16 protein-coding genes, 3 pseudogenes and 1 riboswitch are annotated in these 18,203 nt (G+C 68.4%); of the genes and pseudogenes, 7 read left to right on the top strand and 12 right to left on the bottom strand.

What is annotated here, in order from left to right:
• Window positions 1-25: 25 nt before the first annotated feature.
• The 5 genes from ACIHFB_RS31035 to rlmN form a co-directional block, all read right to left on the bottom strand.
• Window positions 26-823: a maleylpyruvate isomerase family mycothiol-dependent enzyme gene (locus tag ACIHFB_RS31035; RefSeq protein WP_365286349.1), complete on the bottom strand. Its 798-nt coding sequence runs from the start codon at window positions 821-823 to the stop codon at window positions 26-28.
• A gap of 24 nt (window positions 824-847) precedes the next feature.
• A complete protein-coding gene (locus ACIHFB_RS31030) occupies window positions 848-1,867 on the bottom strand; it encodes an ABC transporter ATP-binding protein (protein WP_400128693.1) in 1,020 nt (339 codons plus the stop codon).
• Window positions 1,867-3,531, bottom strand: coding sequence for an ABC transporter permease (locus tag ACIHFB_RS31025; protein ID WP_400128692.1), 1,665 nt, complete (start codon window positions 3,529-3,531; stop codon window positions 1,867-1,869). The genes ACIHFB_RS31030 and ACIHFB_RS31025 overlap by 1 nt, the downstream gene beginning before the upstream one ends.
• Complete coding sequence (locus ACIHFB_RS31020; RefSeq protein ID WP_400128691.1) at window positions 3,507-4,580, bottom strand: thiamine ABC transporter substrate binding subunit; 1,074 nt, start codon at window positions 4,578-4,580, stop codon at window positions 3,507-3,509. The genes ACIHFB_RS31025 and ACIHFB_RS31020 overlap by 25 nt, the downstream gene beginning before the upstream one ends.
• A riboswitch (TPP riboswitch) is annotated at window positions 4,578-4,695 on the bottom strand. It overlaps the preceding gene by 3 nt.
• Before the next feature lie 67 nt (window positions 4,696-4,762).
• Window positions 4,763-5,869, bottom strand: coding sequence for a 23S rRNA (adenine(2503)-C(2))-methyltransferase RlmN (gene rlmN / locus ACIHFB_RS31015; protein ID WP_365286357.1), 1,107 nt, complete (start codon window positions 5,867-5,869; stop codon window positions 4,763-4,765).
• 471 nt (window positions 5,870-6,340) lie between these two features.
• On the opposite strand from rlmN, the pseudogene ACIHFB_RS31010 reads away from it, so the two are divergent.
• From ACIHFB_RS31010 to ACIHFB_RS30985, 6 genes and pseudogenes are all read left to right on the top strand, one after another.
• Window positions 6,341-6,618, top strand: a pseudogene (locus ACIHFB_RS31010) (hypothetical protein); the annotation flags it as partial.
• Between the two features lie 189 nt (window positions 6,619-6,807).
• Window positions 6,808-7,239, top strand: coding sequence for an integral membrane plasmid transfer protein (locus tag ACIHFB_RS31005; protein WP_365286359.1), 432 nt, complete (start codon window positions 6,808-6,810; stop codon window positions 7,237-7,239).
• A gap of 238 nt (window positions 7,240-7,477) precedes the next feature.
• Window positions 7,478-7,865: pseudogene (locus ACIHFB_RS31000) on the top strand (RRQRL motif-containing zinc-binding protein).
• A gap of 238 nt (window positions 7,866-8,103) precedes the next feature.
• A pseudogene (locus tag ACIHFB_RS30995) lies at window positions 8,104-8,851 on the top strand (cell division protein FtsK); the annotation flags it as partial.
• 49 nt (window positions 8,852-8,900) lie between these two features.
• Complete coding sequence (locus ACIHFB_RS30990) at window positions 8,901-9,035, top strand: hypothetical protein (protein WP_400128690.1); 135 nt, start codon at window positions 8,901-8,903, stop codon at window positions 9,033-9,035.
• Between the two features lie 522 nt (window positions 9,036-9,557).
• The gene (locus tag ACIHFB_RS30985) at window positions 9,558-10,391 is read left to right on the top strand and encodes a hypothetical protein (RefSeq protein WP_400128689.1); all 834 of its coding nucleotides are present in this window, start codon (window positions 9,558-9,560) and stop codon (window positions 10,389-10,391) included.
• A 526-nt stretch (window positions 10,392-10,917) separates the two neighbouring features.
• On the opposite strand, the gene ACIHFB_RS30980 is transcribed toward ACIHFB_RS30985, so the two are convergent.
• The 5 genes from ACIHFB_RS30980 to rpsB all read right to left on the bottom strand — a co-directional run bounded on the left by ACIHFB_RS30980 (window position 10,918) and on the right by rpsB (window position 15,675).
• Window positions 10,918-12,066, bottom strand: coding sequence for a phosphatidate cytidylyltransferase (locus ACIHFB_RS30980; RefSeq protein WP_365286363.1), 1,149 nt, complete (start codon window positions 12,064-12,066; stop codon window positions 10,918-10,920).
• Window positions 12,066-12,623: a ribosome recycling factor gene (gene frr / locus ACIHFB_RS30975; protein ID WP_365286366.1), complete on the bottom strand. Its 558-nt coding sequence runs from the start codon at window positions 12,621-12,623 to the stop codon at window positions 12,066-12,068. Before frr ends, ACIHFB_RS30980 begins: the two co-directional genes overlap by 1 nt.
• 130 nt (window positions 12,624-12,753) lie before the next feature.
• The gene (gene pyrH / locus ACIHFB_RS30970) at window positions 12,754-13,512 is read right to left on the bottom strand and encodes a UMP kinase (RefSeq protein ID WP_210588117.1); all 759 of its coding nucleotides are present in this window, start codon (window positions 13,510-13,512) and stop codon (window positions 12,754-12,756) included.
• 186 nt (window positions 13,513-13,698) lie between these two features.
• Window positions 13,699-14,535 carry a translation elongation factor Ts gene (gene tsf / locus ACIHFB_RS30965; RefSeq protein WP_365286369.1) on the bottom strand — a complete coding sequence of 279 codons (837 nt, stop codon included), beginning with the start codon at window positions 14,533-14,535 and terminating at the stop codon, window positions 13,699-13,701.
• Between the two features lie 195 nt (window positions 14,536-14,730).
• Window positions 14,731-15,675: a 30S ribosomal protein S2 gene (gene rpsB / locus ACIHFB_RS30960; protein WP_400128688.1), complete on the bottom strand. Its 945-nt coding sequence runs from the start codon at window positions 15,673-15,675 to the stop codon at window positions 14,731-14,733.
• Between the two features lie 270 nt (window positions 15,676-15,945).
• Here rpsB and ACIHFB_RS30955 point away from each other — a divergent pair, with 270 nt between their 5' ends.
• Entirely contained in the window at window positions 15,946-16,548 is a 603-nt protein-coding gene (locus ACIHFB_RS30955; RefSeq protein ID WP_365286373.1) for a M23 family metallopeptidase, read from the top strand.
• A 154-nt stretch (window positions 16,549-16,702) separates the two neighbouring features.
• On the opposite strand, the gene ACIHFB_RS30950 is transcribed toward ACIHFB_RS30955, so the two are convergent.
• A complete protein-coding gene (locus tag ACIHFB_RS30950) occupies window positions 16,703-17,260 on the bottom strand; it encodes a TetR/AcrR family transcriptional regulator (protein WP_210588156.1) in 558 nt (185 codons plus the stop codon).
• Window positions 17,261-17,344: 84 nt separating this feature from the next.
• On the bottom strand, window positions 17,345-18,187 hold the full coding sequence (gene whiG, locus ACIHFB_RS30945) for an RNA polymerase sigma factor WhiG (RefSeq protein ID WP_210588113.1): 843 nt from the start codon (window positions 18,185-18,187) through the stop codon (window positions 17,345-17,347).
• Window positions 18,188-18,203: the final 16 nt, after the last annotated feature.

The following is an 18,203-nucleotide window of genomic DNA, read 5'->3' as shown; positions in this document are numbered from 1 at the left end:
TAACTCGGGGCGGGCCACACGCATGTCAGCCGAACGTCGCCCGCTCCAGCCAGAACTCCAGCAGCTCCCGCTCACCGAGGACCTCCAACTGCGGGCTGTCCAGCGGCAGTCGGCGGTAGAAGGCGAGCAGTACGTCGGTCAGCGGGCCGCGCAGGGCCACGGTCGCCTTCTCATGGCCGCGGCGCCAGGCGACGCCGTCCGCACCGAGCTCGATCACCCACTCGGCGTTCACCTCGGGGGTGGTGTCGTTGGCGTGCAGATGGATGCTGCGTCCGGGGCCGCGCAGCTCCGTCGCCGCGTCGTGCGGCATCGTCCGCTGTACGAACTCGATGATCTGAAGCCACTCGTCGATCGCGTCCGCCGCCACGTCCGGCGCGACGTCGTAGGGCAGTCCGGCGGCGAGGGTGGCGTCGGCGCGGTGGACGGTCAGTTCGTGCGTCATCCGGCGGGCCCAGAAGCCGGAGGTGTGGATCCCGGCCCACGCCCACACCTTCGTGTCAGGACCGGCCTCACGCAGCGCGGCGACGACCATCTCGCCGGTCTCGGCGAGCCAGGCGTCCAGGGCGGCGGGGTCGCCTTTGGCTTCGGGGCCGTGGCCCAGCTCCACCTCGTCCTCGGGGATCTCCTCCTGCGCCCGCGTCCGCACCAGCGCCTCCACCCAGCGCAGGGCGCCACCCGTATGCCGGACGAGATACTCCAGCGTCCAGTCCGGACAGGTCGGCACCGTGGCGGACAGGTCGGCACCGGACGTCACCACCGCCCTCAACCGGCCCACCTGGTCGGCGATTTCGTCGCAGTAGTGGTCGTGCGCGAGTAGCGTCATGCCCCTGACCTTAGGGGCGCCCGGTCAACCGAGCACGGCGATTTCGGCCGCGTCGAACTCCACGCCGACCGTGTCCCCGACCTCCGGCGCGTCCCGCAGCGCACAGGCCGCTTCGAGGCGCGGCGCGTCCTCCGGCTGAAGGTGTACGGCGACATGGGTGCCCCTGAAGGTGCGCGCGGTCACCGTGCAGCGCAGGCCCGTGTCGGTGGACACCAGCCGCACGCCGGCGGGCCGTACGAGCAGCGTCCGCGTCCCCTGTGCGGCGCCCTCACCCACCGGCAGCTTCCCCCACGGCGTGTCCGCGGCCTCCCCGACGACCGTCCCCTCGACCACGTTGTCGAAGCCGAGGAAGCGGGCGACGAACTCGTCCGCCGGCCGCTGCCACACCTCCAGGGGCGTACCGCTCTGGGCGATCCGCCCGTCCCGCATCACCACGACCCGGTCGGCGAGCGCGAAGGCCTCGCCCTGGTCGTGCGTGACGGCGAGCACGGTGGTGCCCAACCGGCCGAAGAGTTCCCGGAGTTCGACGACCAGCCGCTCCCGCAGCGACCGGTCGAGCTGGCCGAGCGGCTCGTCCAGCATCAGCAGCCGCGGCCGGGGCGCCAGCGCACGGGCCAGCGCCACCCGCTGCTGCTCCCCGCCGGAGAGGGACGCGACGCCACGGCGGGCGGAACCCGGCAGCCCTACCAGATCGAGCAACTCCCGTACCCGCTCCGCCTGTTCACTCTTCGAGGCCCCGTGCATCCGCAGCCCGAAGGCCACATTGCCGCCCACGTCGCGCTGCGGGAACAGCTGATGGTCCTGGAACATCAGCCCCACCCCACGCTGATGCGCGGGCACCCCCGACTGATCACGCCCGTCCAGCAACACCCGCCCGGCGTCGAGGGGTTGCAGTCCCGCCACCGCACGCAGCAGCGTCGACTTGCCGCTGCCGCTGGGCCCGAGCACGCACACGATCTCGTGCTCGGCGACCTCCAGGCCAACGGCGTCGAGCACGGCCCGACCGCCGAACCGTACGGTCGCCTCTTCGATGCCCAGCAGCATCAGAACTCTCCCGTCCGATCGGTCCGCAGCCGCTCCAGCACCAGCAGCGCCGCCGCGCACACCACCATCAGAATCGTCGAAAGGGCCATCGCCTGGCCGTAGTTGAGCTCGCCGGCCCGCCCGAGCAGCCTGGCCACGGCGACCGGCAGCGTCGGGTTGTCGGGCCGCGCGATGAACACGGTCGCCCCGAACTCGCCCAGCGACACCGCGAACGCGAACCCGGCCGCGATCAGCAGCGCCCGTCGCACCATCGGCAGGTCGACCTCACGCCACACCCGCCAGGGCGACGCCCCGAGCACGGCGGCCGCCTCCCTGAGCCGCCCGTCCACCGCCCGCAGCACGGGCAGCATGGTCCGTACGACGAACGGCACACCGACCAGCGCCTGCGCGAGCGGCACCAGGATCCAGGAGGCCCGCAGATCCAGCGGCGGCTCGTCCAGCGCGATCAGAAACCCGAAGCCGACCGTCACCGCGGACACCCCGAGCGGCAGCATGAGCAGCGCGTCGAACCCGCGCACGAACCGGCCCGCGTCCCGCCGGGTGAGCGCTGCGGCGGCAAGACCACCGATCACCATGGCGATGACGGTGGCGACGACGGCGTACTGGAGCGAATTGCCGATCGCCTCGATCGGCGCCACCAGGAACACGCCCCCGTCGGACGACGTCAGCGCCCGGTAGTACCCGAAGCCGGGTGCGTCGAACGACCGTTGCACCAGCACGGCCAGCGGCAGCAGCAGGAGTACGACGATGGAGGCGAGAACGCCCGCCAGCAGCGCCCACTGGCCCGTCCCGCGCGGTCGCCGGGCCGTCACCGACGCGTCCACCAGACGCAGCGCGGTCTCCCGCCGCCGTACGGTCCAGGCGTGCAGGGCGAGGATCGCGCCCACCGCCACGAACTGGACGATCGTCAGCACCGCGGCCGTGGACAGATCGAAGATCTCCGAGGTCTGCCGGTAGATCTCGACCTCCAGCGTCGAGAACGTCGGTCCGCCGAGGATCTGCACCACGCCGAAGGAGGTGAAGGTGAACAGGAACACCATCAGCGTGGCCGCCGCCAGGGCCGGTGCCAGGGCCGGGAGGGTGATCTGACGCCAGGCCCTCAGCCGCGACGCCCCGAGCATCCGCGCCGCCTCCTCCTGTCGCGGGTCGAGCTGTCCCCAGAGCCCGCCGACCGTCCGTACGACGACCGCGTAGTTGAAGAAGGCATGCGCCAGCAGGATGGCCCAGACGGTCGTGTCCAGCCGTACGCCCCACAGCTCGTCCAGCAGCCCGCCGCGGCCCACGAGCGCCAGGAACGCCGTACCGACGACGACCGTCGGCAGCACGAAGGGGACGGTGACGATCGCCCGCAGGACCTGCTTGCCCGGGAAGTCGAAGCGGGCGAAGACGTAGGCGCCGGGCAGGGCGATCAGCAGGGTGAGCGCGGTGGAGGCGAGGGCCTGCCAGGTGGTGAACCACAGGACATGCCGGATGTCGGACTGCGCGACCACGTCCCAGATCCGCCCGAAGTGCCAGACCCCGTCGACATGGAGCCCGCGCGCGAGGATCGCGGCGACGGGGTAGGCGAAGAAGACCGCGAAGAACGCGACGGGCACGGCCATGAGCGCGAGCCGCGCCGCGTACGTCCGGCGGACGGGGGCTACTTCAGTAGAAGTGAGGTCCATGACTTGACCCACTGGTCGCGATGGGCGGCGATCTTCGCCGGGTCCATGGTCTCGGGGTCCTCGGCCTGCGGACCGTACTTCGTGAACTCCTCGGGCACCTCGGCGCCTTCACGCACCGGGTAGACGAACATGTTCATCGGCATGTCGTCCTGGAACGTCTTCGTGAGCATGAAGTCGAGGAGCGCCTTGCCGCCCTCGGTGTTCCGCGCGTTGCTCAGCAGCCCCGCGTACTCGACCTGCCGGAAGCAGGTGCCGGTCGCGACGCCGGTCGGCGCGGTCGTCGGCCTGGGGTCCGCGTAGATGACCTCGGCGGGCGGCGAGGAGGCGTACGAGACGACGAGCGGCCGGTCGGCCTTGGCCTTCTTGCCGCCGGCGGAACCGGAGAACTCCTCGTTGTAGGCCTGCTCCCAGCCGTCGACGACCTTGACGCCGTTGGCCTTGAGCTTCTTCCAGTAGTCCGGCCAGTTGTCGTCGCCGTACGCGGCGGCACTGCCGAGCAGGAAGCCGAGGCCGGGCGAGGAGGTGGCGGCGTTCTCGGTGACGAGCAGATTCTTGTACGCGGGCTTGATCAGGTCGGCGAAGGACCGGGGCGGGGTCAGCTTGTGCTCGCTGAACCAGGCCTTGTCGTAGTTGACGCAGATGTCGCCGGTGTCGACGGGCGTGACACGGTGCTTGTCCTCGTCGACCCGGTACTCCGGCTTGATCAGGTCGGCGCCCTTCGCCTCGTACGACTGGAAGAGACCGTTGTCGAGGGCCCGCGAGAGCAGGGTGTTGTCGACGCCGAAGAAGACATCGCCCTGCGGGTTGTCCTTGGTCAGGATCGCCTTGTTCACGGCCTGCCCGGCGTCGCCGTCCTCCAGGACCTTGACCTGGTAGCCGGACTCCTTCTCGAAGTCGGCGATGACGCTCTTGGAGACGGCCCATGAGTCGTGGCTGACGAGCGTGACGGTCTTGGAGTCACCGCCCGAGCCGGAGGACGATCCGCACGCGGACAGCGTGACCAGGCCCAGTCCGATGGCCATGACTATGTACTTGTTCGTGGTTCTCATGAGTGAAGACCGAACTTCCTACCCAGAATGACCTGGGCGAGGTTCAGAGGGTCTGCGGCCCACCGGAAGACGGCTGCCGCACTCTCAGCGCTGTGGCGCTCCCCTGTCGGAAATGAATCGGATATGAAGTTGTCCGGATATGAAGTTGTTTCGGATATGCAGTTGTACTGACGCCGGTCAGACTACCTCTCGGTGGCCGCCAGCTGACCACACGCCCCGTCGATCTCCTGACCTCGGGTGTCCCGGACGGTCACCGGCACGCCATGGGCGGCGATGGCCTCCACGAACGCCTTCTCGTCCTCGGGCCGGGACGCGGTCCACTTCGAGCCCGGCGTCGGGTTCAGCGGGATCAGGTTCACATGCACCGGCTTGCCCCGGAGCAGCCTGCCGAGCCGGTCACCGCGCCACGCCTGGTCGTTGATGTCCCGGATCAGCGCGTACTCGATGGACAGCCGGCGCCCGGACCGGGCCGCGTACTCCCAGCCGGCGTCGAGCACCTCGCGCACCTTCCACCGGGTGTTGACCGGTACGAGGGTGTCGCGCAGCTCGTCGTCCGGTGCGTGCAGCGAGATCGCGAGCCGGCACTTGAAGCCCTCGTCGGAGAACCGGTGGATGGCCGGGACGAGCCCGACCGTGGAAACGGTGATGCCCCGCTGCGACAGCCCCAGCCCGTCCGGCTCGGGGTCGGTGAGCGCTCGGATCGCACCGACGACGCGCTTGTAGTTGGCGAGCGGCTCGCCCATGCCCATGAAGACGATGTTCGAGAGCCGGGCCGGACCCCCGGGAATCTCACCGTCCCTGAGCGCCCGCATCCCGTCCACGATCTGGTGCACGATCTCGGCGGTGGACAGATTCCGGTCGAGACCCGCCTGCCCGGTGGCGCAGAACGGGCAGTTCATACCGCAGCCCGCCTGCGAGCTGATGCACATCGTCACCCGGTCCGGGTACCGCATCAGCACCGACTCCACCAGCGTCCCGTCGAACAGCCGCCACAGCGTCTTGCGCGTGGTGTCCTGGTCCGTCGACAGATGCCGCACGACCGTCATCAGCTCCGGAAGCAGCGCCTCCTGAAGCTTGCCGCGCGCCGCGGCCGGGATGTCGGTCCACTGAGCCGGGTCGTGCGCGAACCGCGCGAAGTAGTGCTGCGAAAGCTGCTTGGCGCGAAACGGCTTCTCCCCGATCTCGGCGACGACCTCTTTGCGCTCGGCCGGCGAGAGATCGGCAAGGTGCCGCGGCGGCTTCTTGGCTCCGCGGGGGGCTACGAAAGTGAGTTCTCCGGGCTTAGGCATGGCGGTACCAGTGTCGCAGATCGAATCGGGTGACCTGCGGCCGTCGGCCCCGGGGGTGGTCGTTGACGGTCGTTGTCGGTCGTCGTTGATCCCCCTCGGACGGCCCACAGACGGCCCGGCAACGGGCGAGTGACCTGGGACAACGCTGGACCTGAGAGTCTCGCACCCCGTACCCGGGGATTTGCAATGTCACGGACAGACGCACCTCAAGTGCGGTAGCGGTGGAGAATGACGGACCCCGCGCCGCCGACTCACCAATGGACCGAGTGTTCCCAAACCGAAGAAATCGCGGATAGCGCTTCTCCGTGCCGAGGCGAAGTTGTCGAACCTTACACGGAATGCCTTTCGCGGCTTTCAACAGACGAACGTGGCAGGCATTTCAATTCCATGCACGAGCGGCCCAGGGTGAGCTATCAAGGAACGACGATCGATCCGGATCTTTTCCTGCGCGTCACTGCAAGTTGCCCGGCTACACGTGCAGCTGAGCGTTGGCTGCTGCAGCTGTACTGGCTTCTATCGGGGTACGGATTACGTGCGTCGCGCGCGCCAGGGTGGCTCTTCCTGGCGAGCGAGGGGAAGGTGACTTTCGAGATCGACAAAACAGCTCCGAAGAACCCTAGCGACGAACGGTTCACTTCCGAAGGACCTCACTACCACTGGCGACTACATTGAAATGGCCTCCCACTTCTCCGAACCGGTTCTCCTCGGTCTCGCTGTGCATTGCCGTTCGTAGGCGGGTAAAGCGATGACGGAAGGTTCTGGAGCTGACCGCTTGGCCAAAAAACAATGGCCCCAACACCATGCCCCCGAAGCGCCTCTGCTGAGGGCCGGCAGAAACGCTGCGTAGCCTGGGACGCCCTGTATGCGGACGCCCTCGCCCGCGCCATGCCCTTCCTGCGGGCCGCCGCCCGTGCCGAGTCCGGGACGGAGGAAGCGGCATGAGCGCCCAGGACGCCATGCTCGCCACCGCTCACGCGGAGACTGAGGCGGAGATCACGCGGACCGACACCAAGACCGGTCTGCTGCTCGCGTTCGTCGGCGCGGTCGTCGCCGGATCGTGGACGGGCGCCAAGGCCATGCCGCTCAACCTCGCCGCCTGCATCGTGGGCGGTCTCGGCACGGCGCTGTCGGTCGCCGCGGCCGATCTGCTGCTGCGGTCCGTGCGCCCGAACATTGGCGGCCGTCACGGCTTTCCGCTGTCCCGCATCGCGGTCGCCACATTCACGGGCCTGAAGCGCGCGGTCGACCTCACTTGCGCGGGCGGCGCCCTGCTCATCGTTGCAGCCCTGGTCACGGCGGAAGGTCGGCATGAGCACGCCCGCCGCTCCCCCGATGCCCGCTCCCGGGGTGCCGCCGCTGACCCGCCCTGAGATGGGCCTCGCCGGAGTCGGCGCGCTCGGTCTGATCTCCTCCTTCGACGCCGTCTCCAAGGCTGCGGCCCGCTGAAACTTCAACGAGGCCTGGATGCTGCCGGTCGGTATCGACGTGGCCATCCCGGTGTTCACCGTGGCCAACCTGCTGTTGATCCGGATGGACATGGCGCTCGCGGGGGTGCGATTCATGCCCCCGTACCTCAGTGCACTGCTCGGCTGCCAACGCCCGCAAGCCGTGGGACCAGTTGAAGGCCGAGGCAAGTGCTACGACCCGACTGGCGCCCTGCGCGGCATCCCACCTACCCGTGACGTCTGGACCCCGATGGTCTGGCCCCGTCGTCAGCTGCGTGCCAGGGGCTTACGGCCGGGCGGTCAGCCGATCGCGGCACAGGTCATGCGTGGTCAGCCGCCGGGCCGGGGGCGTCCGGGGCGGCTACCTCTACCGCGTCGACCGTGCCAAGCCGGTCCGGCCGATGACGTCGCGCAAGTGGGGCGCGCTCGCACTGGCGACGCTCGCCCGCCGCACCTGCCCCCGCTGCCTGCTCGACGTCGGCTACTGCATCCAGCGCTCCCGCGGCATCCGCGGCATGTACATCGACGCCGAGAAACACCGCGCTGCCTGACCTACCAGATGTCCAGGAACTCCCAGACAGCCTCCAGGATTCGATTCCTGCGGCGATGTGCCTTGCTGCAAAAACGCCGCCTTCGCCAACGGCTTTTGGGCTGCTGCACCGGCTCGCCACACCAATCGCACTGCCGCGTCCTGACCTCAGATTCCCCCATGCCACCCCCCATAGCACCACCGCGCGGGGTCCGTCCGCCAGCCAGACCCGCCCTGCCTCCCATTGGAAGGAACCATCAGTGAAGCACCCCGACGACGACAACGAACTCTTCCACCGCCTCGAAGCCGACATGGCGGCCGACTCCGGCGGCGATGTCGTCGACCTCGACAAGGCCCGGTTCGCCCGTACCGGGTCGGCCGACCCGACCGCCCGCCGGTTGTCCGACCTTCCGACCACGAAGGCGGCCGGTCCGGGCTACCTGGGTCGGCTGCTCGCCGCAAAGCGCCGCCCGGTCGTTCCGCTGTGGCTGAAGTCCGTAGCGGAACTGAAGACCGCTACGGCGTGGGTGGCCCCCCACTACGCCCACTCCGGTGAGCTACCACGCGCTCCGCTCCCCGGTCTACGCCGGACGGCTGGCCCTGTAAAGGGCCGTCCGGCGCCGCGAAGTTCGTGGGCTCCACCATGCGGTGGGTGGCCGACCGCGAGGGCGAGCCGGTCCGACTCGTCGCTGTCCGGCGCGAGGACGCAGCCGAATACCTGAAGCTCTCCCGGCAGCGCGACGGCCGGGTCCGACTGCGGACCCTGGTCGCCGTGCTCACGATGTTCATCGGGCTGGGCTCCGCACTCGCCGTCTACGTCCTCGCCCCCGACTGGCTTGAGGCCGTCGGTCGGCGCGGTGACGATGACGCTCGGGGCCGCCGGCAACAAGGCCGACGACCCGGTCATCCACCGCGCGGTGGAGCTACCCAAGGCGGTCAAGCTCACCAGCGACATCGTGCTGCGGGCACTGGGGGGCTCTCGGCATCCCCGCCATCAAACGTGTGCGCGTCCTCGCCGTTCGGCAACTGCCGCAAGTGCTCCGGCTGGAGCTTCGCCATGAAGACCGACCGTAAGGGCCGCATGAAGCGCGGCAAGGACTGCCGCCGCTGCCGCGCGACCGGCAAGCGCATACGCGTCGGCCGCTGGATCTACAACCGCTGGGCCAGCATCTACCGCGCCGGCACCGGCTGAGCATGCGACCGGCGACTGCCCGTCATGAGACGAACCCCGCTCCGCGCAGGAGCCAGGTGGGCGCTGTCGCCGGTCAACGCCCCGAACTTGCCGGCACCCGGGGCCTACGGAACGTATCAACCCTTCTGCCTCGCCCGAAAGCGAGATTCGCCATGGCCGTGACCATCTCCCTCGCGCTGCTCTTCGGCTTCGTGCTGTTCATGCACGAGCGCCATCGTCACCGCGCTCCCGGACTTGTAGGAGACGGCCGTGAACGTTCAGGAACACCGCGAGCTGGGTGGTCTGGCGCAGCAACTTCAACATCCAGGAGTGGATGCCCGCTCTCGCTGAGGCACTTCTACGCGTCCGTGCTGTTGGTCGCCGGGGAGAACGTCAAGGCCGTGAGCCAGTACTTCGGCGGGGCGCTGCTCCCGAGGTCGGCCAAGTCCCAGTAATCATTTCGGTATCAGGCGCGGAGCCGTCGTAAGTCAGTTCCGCCAAACTCGCGACAATCTGGGCGATCCGCTGGCACCATCCCAGGCCATGATGCTGCTCGGTGTGGCCTTATCCGAAAAGTTCATACCGGACACGTGCGCGAAGGGGCCAGGAGACTGGAACCCCATCGGCTCAGCGCAAGCGCTCAGTGCCTTCTGTGGCATCTTCGCCGGTTTCGTTTTTTCCGGCATCGTCATGGTAATTGGGCAGAAAAACCCGCCAGGCGGAGACGGGCATGCTTCAAGTGGACTACGCCTGCTACTACCCAGCTTCTTCGGGCTCGCAGTTGCCGCCTATCTGTACGCGGTGATCACGGGCGAACTGGTGTGTAGGCGGGCGCAGGTCGAGCAGCTGTTCGCCGGCGCGATTCTGGCGGCCGACGCTGCTGTGGTCATTGCTGCATTGGCTTGGCTGCTCCTCGCATACGGGCGCAACGCCCACGGTGAGTTGTCCTTCTTTCGTGGGCTCATTCTCGTCGCAGCGATCTTTGCCATGGCGATGCTGGCGGTGTCGTCGGTCGGCTTCCACAACACCTGGACCGAGCACACCGCGGCTTGGTGGGTCGACTGGATGGTGTGGGGGACCCTTGCGATACTCGTGGCGATGGCAGTGATTTTCTGGCGTAAGCCGGTTCCTTCGACGCCCTCCGGATCCGCCGCAAACTGGCCGTACACGCACTACTTCAACAAGCGTGTCAACGTCTGTGCGTGGCTGACATTGATGGTGAGTGCGATCCTCGCGGCAGCCAGTGCCTCTTTTGTGGGCGTTCCCTACGACCAGCTGAACCTTCCAGTAGGGGTGGTCTACGCCATGAGCGAGGTGGCCTTTGTCGTGCCTGCCTTGATCGTTGTGGCTGCGATGAGAGCCGTACCGAGGGGTTGATGGGGGGATACAGCAGCAGCGCCAGGGCAAGAGGTATCGAGGTTGAGCGGTGGCAACTCGTCCTCACGCAGTCGCGCCCCCAGGCATTCGAGAGCTTCTACTGGCATAGCTCGAACAGCTGCTGCCCTGAAGCGATGCTCGTCAGCCATGTCTTGGACGGCACCAAGACTGGCCCACAGGATGTCGGTGAGACGTGTCCGGAGCTCAGCGTCGGGCAACCTCATCAGCACTTGATCGATACGTAGACGATGTGCAGAGTCACGAACTCCCCGCGGCCCAGAGACGGCGCGACGGCCCAAAACAGGACCTCCACCGACACCAAACGCGCTGGTGGGAGGTTTATGGCTGCCGAATCGCTGCCGGTTCTCCGGGCTTGGGCATGATTTCCCAAGCGTCGCAGATCGTTTCTGTGCCCCCGGACGGGCTACGAGGCGGGACCGCCAAAGCCTGCCAACCACCCCGCCGCCAAAGACAAGAGCCCCCGCCCCCGTAAGAGGGCGAGGGCTCCAGCGAAGTTCCGATGCCGTCAGGCCGACCCGACGAACAGCACCATCAGCAGCCACACCACCGGCGCCGTCGGCAGCAAGGAGTCCAGCCGGTCCATGATGCCGCCGTGGCCGGGAAGCAGCGTGCCCATGTCCTTGATGCCCAGGTCCCGCTTGATCATGGACTCGCCGAGGTCGCCGAGCGTGGCGCTGGCCGCGACCGCGAGGCCCAGCAGCAGGCCCTGCCACCAGGTGCCGTCGTCGATCAGGAACTGCATGCACAGCGCGCCCGCCGCCATCGCGAAGGTGACCGCGCCGAGCAGGCCCTCGCGGGTCTTGCCGGGGCTGATGCGCGGGGCGAGCTTGTGCTTGCCGAAGCGCCAGCCGACGGCGTACGCGCCCGTGTCGCTGACGACGGCCAGCAGCAGGAAGGTGAGAACCCGCCGTGCCCCGTCGTCCGCGGTGAGCATCATGGCCACGAAGGTGGCGAGGAACGGGATGTAGAAGGCCGCGAAGACGCCGGCCGTGACGTCCTTGAGGTAGCCCTCGGGCGGTTCGGTCATCCGCCAGACCAGCACCGCCAGCGCGGTGAGCGCCATCGCCACCCAGGCGCCCTCGGCACCGCGGACGTACCCGGCGACGACCATCCCCGCACCGCCGACCGCGAGCGGCACGAGCGGCGCCTTGATGCTCTTGCGCTCCTGAAGCCGGGACGTCAGCTCCCAGAGGCCCACCACGACGGCGACCGCGATCACTCCGACGAACACGGCCTTGACGACGAACAACGACGCGATGATCACCGCACCGAGCCCGACCCCGACCCCTATGGCCGCACCCAGGTCCCTGCCCGCGCTCTTCTTCTGCGGTGCGGGCGCCGGCTGCGGGGCGTCGGGCATGGGCTCCGGATTCTGCTGCGCCGTCCCGTAGGGCGTCCCGTTGGGCATCCCGTAGGGCGACGTCTGCGGCGTATCGTCGCGGAACAAGGGGCCGCCCAGCCGAGCGGCCCCCCGCTCGTCATCCTGGTCTCCGCCATACGCGGGCGTGTCGGGCACGTTGGGCATGGGGCGAGTCTGCTGCGCGTTGTGCGCATCGTACGCGGGACCCGCCGGGGCAGCCCCCTGGACAGGTCCGCGGTCGGACGGCCCCCAGTACCCGGCTTGTGGCGGCGCCCCCCAGGAAGAGTCGTTCATCAGACCTCGAGCAGCTCCGCTTCCTTGTGCTTGAGGAGCTCGTCCACCTGGGCCACGTACTTGTGGGTGGAGTCGTCGAGTTCCTTCTCCGCTCGGCGGCCTTCGTCCTCGCCGACCTCGCCGTCCTTGATCAGCTTGTCGATCGCGTCCTTGGCCTTGCGGCGCACGGAGCGGATGGACACCCGCGAGTCCTCGGCCTTGCTCTTGGCGACCTTGATGTAGTCGCGACGGCGCTCCTCGGTGAGCTCCGGGAACACCACACGGATGATGTTGCCGTCGTTGCTCGGGTTGACGCCCAGATCGGAGTCGCGGATCGCCTGCTCGATGTTGCGCAGCGCGGTCTTGTCGAACGGGGTCACGACCGCCATACGCGGCTCCGGCACGGAGAACGAAGCCAGCTGGTTGATCGGCGTCGGCGCGCCGTAGTAGTCGGCCACGATCTTGTTGAACATCGCCGGGTGCGCACGGCCGGTGCGGATCGCGGCGAAGTCCTCCTTGGCGACCACGACGGCCTTCTCCATCTTCTCCTCGGCCTCGAGGAGGGTCTCTTCGATCACCACTTGCTCCTGCGTGTCTTGAGTAGGCCCGGCTGCGGTTCCTTGCGGGGGGCGGCGGCCGGCTGCGTCGCGTCTTCCTTCTGCACGTTTCCCGACCGGCAGAACATTGTCCATCCCCCGGTCAGGGTCATCAGCCTTGGCTGCCTTGGTCACCCACAAGCGTGCCGATCTTCTCACCCTTGACGGCGCGCGCGATATTGCCCTCCGCCAGAAGCTCGAAGACCAGGATCGGGAGCTTGTTGTCGCGGCACAGCGTGATGGCGGTCATGTCGGCGACCTTCAGATCGCGGGTGATGACCTCGCCGTAGCCGAGGGAGTCGAAACGCACGGCGTCCGGGTTGGTCTTCGGGTCGGAGTCGTAGACCCCGTCCACGCCGTTCTTGCCCATCAACAGCGCCTCGGCGTCGATCTCCAGGGCGCGCTGGGCGGCGGTGGTGTCGGTGGAGAAGTACGGCATGCCCATACCGGCGCCGAAGATGACCACGCGGCCCTTCTCCAGGTGGCGCACGGCGCGCAGCGGGATGTACGGCTCGGCGACCTGCCCCATGGTGATGGCGGTCTGCACCCGGCTGTCGATGCCCTCCTTCTCCAGGAAGTCCTGGAGGGCGAGGCAGTTCATCACGGTGCCGAGCATGCCCATGTAGTCGGAGCGGGCCCGGTCCATGCCACGCTGCTGGAGTTCTGCGCCGCGGAAGAAGTTGCCGCCGCCGATGACGACCGCGATCTGCGCTCCGTCACGCACGACGGCCGCGACCTCGCGGGCGATCTTGTGCACCACGTCAGGGTCGACGCCCAGGCCCCCACCGCCGGAGAACGCCTCTCCGGACAGCTTCAGCATGAACCGGCCGCGTACTTTGCCGTCGTCGCTCTTCTGGGGCTTGGTGGTCATGGAGATTTCGCCTCTTAACGTGTCGCACATACGAAGAAGGCCATTGCCGATGGGGGGTGTGCTCCCATGTGCGGCAATGGCCTCCTCGTCAGATCTGCTGTCGTCCGCCACGCACACGAGCGCGGCGTCGTACGCGGACGACTGCTGTCGACCCTATCGGGATCGCGCGTCGATCGCGGTACGGACTCAGATGCCGACCTTGATGCGCGTGAAGCGCTTCAGGGTGACACCGGCCTCGTCCAGAACCTTCTGGACGGACTTCTTGTTGTCGAGCGCATACGGCTGGCCGAGCAGCGTGGCGTCCTTGAAGAAGCCGTTGAGGCGACCCTCGACGATCTTCGGCAGGGCGGCCTCGGGCTTGCCCTCGGCGCGGGTGGTCTCCTCGGCGACGCGACGCTCGGACTCGACGACCTCGGCCGGCACGTCCTCCTTGGAGAGGTACTTCGGCGCGAAGGCGGCGATGTGCTGGGCGACGCCCTTGGCGATCTCGGCGTTCGGCTTGTCCAGCTCGACGAGGACACCGATCTGCGGGGGCAGGTCGGGCATCGTGCGGTGCATGTACGCCGTCACGAAGCCGTCGGTGTACTGCGCGAAGCGGTCCAGGACGATCTTCTCGCCCAGGTTGGCGTTGGCCTCGTCGACGTACGCCTGAACGGTCTTGCCGGCCTCGATCTCGGAGGCGAGCAGCGCCTCGAGGTCGGCCGGGGAGGTCTTGGCGACGTGCTCGGCGATCGCGTTCGCGACGGCCTGGAACTTGTCGCCCTTGGCGACGAAGTCCGTCTCGCACTTCAGCTCGACGAGGACACCGGAGGAGTTGTCGTCCGCGATGATCGAGACCACAGCGCCGTTCTCGGCGGAGCGGCCCTCGCGCTTGGCGACGCCCTTCTGGCCCTTGATGCGGAGCGCCTCGACGGCCTTCTCGACGTTGCCATCGGCCTCGTCCAGCGCCTTCTTGCAGTCCATCATGCCGGCGCCGGTGAGCTCACGGAGCTTCTTGACGTCAGCGGCGGTGTAGTTCGCCATGATCTGTGAATCTCTTCTCGGAGTTCGAAGTCTCGAAGTCGGCGGCGGCCGCGGCTTGAGCGGCGTCCGCCGAAGATCTACGGGCTACGAAGATCTGCGGACACCGCAGATCTAGAGGCTGCGGGTGAACGGCGGGTGGCGTGGTCGACGCCACCCGCCGTCACTTTCAGCCATACGGCCCTACGACCCAGAGGGTCAGGCCTGCTCGCCCTCGGCGGCCGGAGCCTCGGCGTCGGCGGCGGGAGCCTCGGCAGCGGGGGCCTCAGCGGCGGGAGCCTCGGCAGCAGGCGCCTCGGCGGCGGGGGCGGCCTCAGCAGCCGGGGCCTCAGCAGCGGCCTCGGCAGCCGGAGCAGCCTCCTCGGCCTTCTTCTCGCCCTCGAGCAGGTCGCGCTCCCACTCGGCGAGCGGCTCGCCCGCGGCCTTCTCGCCCTTGCCCTCGGTGGCGACACCGGAGCGGGAGATGAGGCCCTCGGCGACGGCGTCGGCGATGACACGGGTGAGCAGGGTGACGGAGCGGATCGCGTCGTCGTTGCCCGGGATCTTGTAGTCGACCTCGTCGGGGTCGCAGTTCGTGTCGAGGATGGCAACGACCGGGATGTTCAGCTTCCGGGCCTCGCCGACCGCGATGTGCTCCTTCTTGGTGTCCACGATCCAGACGGCGCTGGGAACCTTGGACATCTCGCGGATACCACCGAGGGTCTTCTCCAGCTTGGCCTTCTCGCGCGAGAGCACGAGAAGCTCCTTCTTGGTCAGACCGGACGCGGCGACGTCCTCGAAGTCGATCTGCTCAAGCTCCTTGAGGCGCTGCAGACGCTTGTAGACGGTGGAGAAGTTGGTGAGCATGCCGCCCAGCCAGCGCTGGTTGACGTAGGGCATGCCGACGCGGGTGGCCTGCTCGGCGATGGCCTCCTGCGCCTGCTTCTTCGTGCCGACGAACATGACCGTGCCGCCGTGGGCGACGGTCTCCTTGACGAACTCGTAGGCGCGGTCGATGTACGACAGCGACTGGAGCAGGTCGATGATGTAGATGCCGTTGCGCTCCGTGAAGATGAATCGCTTCATCTTCGGGTTCCAACGACGGGTCTGGTGACCGAAGTGGACGCCGCTTTCCAGCAGCTCCCGCATCGTGACGACGGCCATGGCCGTTCTCCTTGTGTTTCTCGGTTGTGCCGCGGGTGCCGGACAGCACTCGCGCCTGACGCCCACATGCGCCGTGCCGCGAAGGACCGAGGGGCGCTGATACGGACCGTTGCCGGCCGTGTATCGGGGCGTGCGAAGTCGACCCGGTGACCCGGATCGCCAGAAGAAGTGTACGGGACCCGCGAGGGACCGGGTGACGCCGCTGTCCACAACCCGGGAGTAGTCCACAGGTCCCGGCCATGATCGGCCGCCGTGCGGGACGGTTCCCCCATGTCATATGCGCGAGCGAAGCGATGTGCGGTCACCTGGGCGGGACTCCTGCCGGTCCTGACCCTGGCGTTCCTGGCACCGGGCGCGTGGGCCGGCTCCCCGGCCCATGTGCGCGCGGCACCCCCGGCACCCGACCGCACAGTTCCGGCCATCGCCCGGTCCTGGCCGGTGGGACTTCGCCCCTCGGTGGTACGGGGCTGGGAACCTCCGGCGACGACCTACGGCCGAGGCCACCGTGGCGTCGACCTGACCGCTGCCCCCGGAGCACCCGTACGGGCGGTGGCGGCGGGCCGGGTGTCCTTCGCCGGCCGCGTGGCAGGAAAGGGCGTCGTCTCGGTCGAACTGTCGGCCACGGGCACGCCACCCCTACGGACGACATACGAACCCGTGAGCCCCTCGGTGAAGAAGGGGGACGAGGTGGAGCCGGGCCAGGTACTGGGAACGGTCGCACCCAAGGGCTCCCACTGCACAACACCATGCATGCACTGGGGCCTGCTCAGAGCCAGGACCTACCTCAACCCGCTGTCCCTGCTCCCCCCATGGCTACTGCACCAGGGCCCATCAAGACTCCTACCGGTACTGGGCGTACCACTGCCCGCGTAACCACCACACCACGAGTAACCGAACCGCCCGGCCGCAGGCATCCGCGCGCGCCCGCCCAGCTGCGGGCATTCGTGCCGCCTGGGGCGGCACGGGTGGGCGCAGGCGGCACCCCGGCAGCGCCGGGCTGCGCAACGCGCCCCCCAGCAACCCCCACTCAGCCGCGCACACCCCGCAGCGCCATGGAAACAGCCGCATCCGTGATCGCCGAAGGCTCCTCCGCGGCCCCCAGCTCGATCCGCCGCACAGCCGCATCCACCACACCCTGAAGCAACATCGCAGCAAGCCGAGGCTCCGCGTGCCCCATCTCCCCCAACGCCTCGACGATCATCGCGACCAACCCCCCATGCGCGGCCCGGATCTTCTCCCGAGCCCCCGCATCCAGCTCACTCGCGGAGATCGCGACCACAGCGCGATGCCGCCGATCCCCGACCAGCGCCAGCTGCTGCCGCACATACGCCTCGACCTTGCCCTCAGGCGTACCGGCCCGCTCCATGGCCGCCGACACTTCCGCCGCCCAGACAGGGAAGTCGACCTCGCACAGCTCCTCGACCACGGCGGCCCGTGACCGGAAGTACTCGTACACGGACGACCGCGCAAGCCCCGTCCGCTCGGCGAGGGCCGGAAACGTCAGCGCCTCCGTCCCACCCTCGGACAGCAAAGACCGAGCCGCGTCCAGCAGGGCGGCTCGCTGCATCGACCGGTGCTCGGCCACAGAGGCCGCTCGAATCCTTGGCACGTCAAACACTTTACGGACGCACCGCCCGCGAGGGGAGTCACTCCCCCGCGCTCCTCCCGCTCATCGGCCGAAACTCGCCAGCTTCGCCCGCAGCTGAAGCACGGACTTGGTGTGGATCTGGCTGACCCTGCTCTCGGTCACTCCCAGCACATTGCCGATCTCGGCGAGCGTGAGCCCCTCGTAGTAGTACAAGGTGACCACGGTCTTCTCCCGCTCGGGCAAGGTGTTGATCGCCCGCGCCAGGAACCGCCTCAGCTCCCGGTCCTCGGCCACCTCCACCGGGTTGTCCGCGGCGGTGTCCTCCAGCGTGTCCATGAGGCTGAGCCGGTCGCCCCCCTCGCCCCCCACATGCAGCAGCTCCTCCAGCGCCACCACGTTGGCCAGCGACAACTGACTGAAGACCGCGTGGAGATCGTCCACCGCGATCCCCATCTCGGCGGCCACCTCCCCCTCCGACGGCGTACGTCTGAGCCGCGCCTCCAGCGTCGCGTACGCCCGCTCCACGTTCCGCGCCTTCTGCCGCACCGACCGCGGAATCCAGTCCAGCGCCCGCAGCTCGTCGATCATCGCGCCCCGGATGCGGGTGATCGCATACGTCTCGAACTTGATCTCCCGGTCGATGTCGAACTTCTCGATCGCGTCGATCAGTCCGAACACCCCGGAGGACACGAAGTCCGCCTGCTCGACGTTGGGCGGCAGCCCGACGCTCACCCGGCCGGCGACGTACTTCACGAGCGGCGAGTAGTGCAGGATCAGCTGCTCGCGCAGCCGCTCGTCCCCCGTCGCCTTGTACGACCGCCACAACTCGTCGAGCGTCGAGGGAGCGGGCGGCCGCACGCTGCCACCGTCACGGGCGGCTGGGGGGATCGCCGCCCGGTCGGACCCGGAGGTGTGCTGGGGCATTCGTCGCCTTGTGCCG

This window comes from Streptomyces sp. NPDC051963, assembly GCF_044593495.1.
Lineage (GTDB): Bacteria > Actinomycetota > Actinomycetes > Streptomycetales > Streptomycetaceae > Streptomyces.
The sequence above is the reverse complement of the archived record's forward strand: the minus strand, read 5'-3'. Positions and strand labels throughout refer to the sequence as shown.

Coding starts and splice junctions, on each gene's coding strand:
- ACIHFB_RS31035 (WP_365286349.1), bottom strand. CDS start 823: ATGACGCTACTCGCGCACGACCACTACTGCGACGAAATCGCCGACCAG.
- ACIHFB_RS31030 (WP_400128693.1), bottom strand. CDS start 1,867: ATGCTGCTGGGCATCGAAGAGGCGACCGTACGGTTCGGCGGTCGGGCC.
- ACIHFB_RS31025 (WP_400128692.1), bottom strand. CDS start 3,531: ATGGACCTCACTTCTACTGAAGTAGCCCCCGTCCGCCGGACGTACGCG.
- ACIHFB_RS31020 (WP_400128691.1), bottom strand. CDS start 4,580: ATGAGAACCACGAACAAGTACATAGTCATGGCCATCGGACTGGGCCTG.
- rlmN (WP_365286357.1), bottom strand. CDS start 5,869: ATGCCTAAGCCCGGAGAACTCACTTTCGTAGCCCCCCGCGGAGCCAAG.
- ACIHFB_RS31005 (WP_365286359.1), top strand. CDS start 6,808: ATGAGCGCCCAGGACGCCATGCTCGCCACCGCTCACGCGGAGACTGAG.
- ACIHFB_RS30990 (WP_400128690.1), top strand. CDS start 8,901: ATGAAGACCGACCGTAAGGGCCGCATGAAGCGCGGCAAGGACTGCCGC.
- ACIHFB_RS30985 (WP_400128689.1), top strand. CDS start 9,558: ATGATGCTGCTCGGTGTGGCCTTATCCGAAAAGTTCATACCGGACACG.
- ACIHFB_RS30980 (WP_365286363.1), bottom strand. CDS start 12,066: ATGAACGACTCTTCCTGGGGGGCGCCGCCACAAGCCGGGTACTGGGGG.
- pyrH (WP_210588117.1), bottom strand. CDS start 13,512: ATGACCACCAAGCCCCAGAAGAGCGACGACGGCAAAGTACGCGGCCGG.
- tsf (WP_365286369.1), bottom strand. CDS start 14,535: ATGGCGAACTACACCGCCGCTGACGTCAAGAAGCTCCGTGAGCTCACC.
- rpsB (WP_400128688.1), bottom strand. CDS start 15,675: ATGGCCGTCGTCACGATGCGGGAGCTGCTGGAAAGCGGCGTCCACTTC.
- ACIHFB_RS30955 (WP_365286373.1), top strand. CDS start 15,946: ATGTCATATGCGCGAGCGAAGCGATGTGCGGTCACCTGGGCGGGACTC.
- whiG (WP_210588113.1), bottom strand. CDS start 18,187: ATGCCCCAGCACACCTCCGGGTCCGACCGGGCGGCGATCCCCCCAGCC.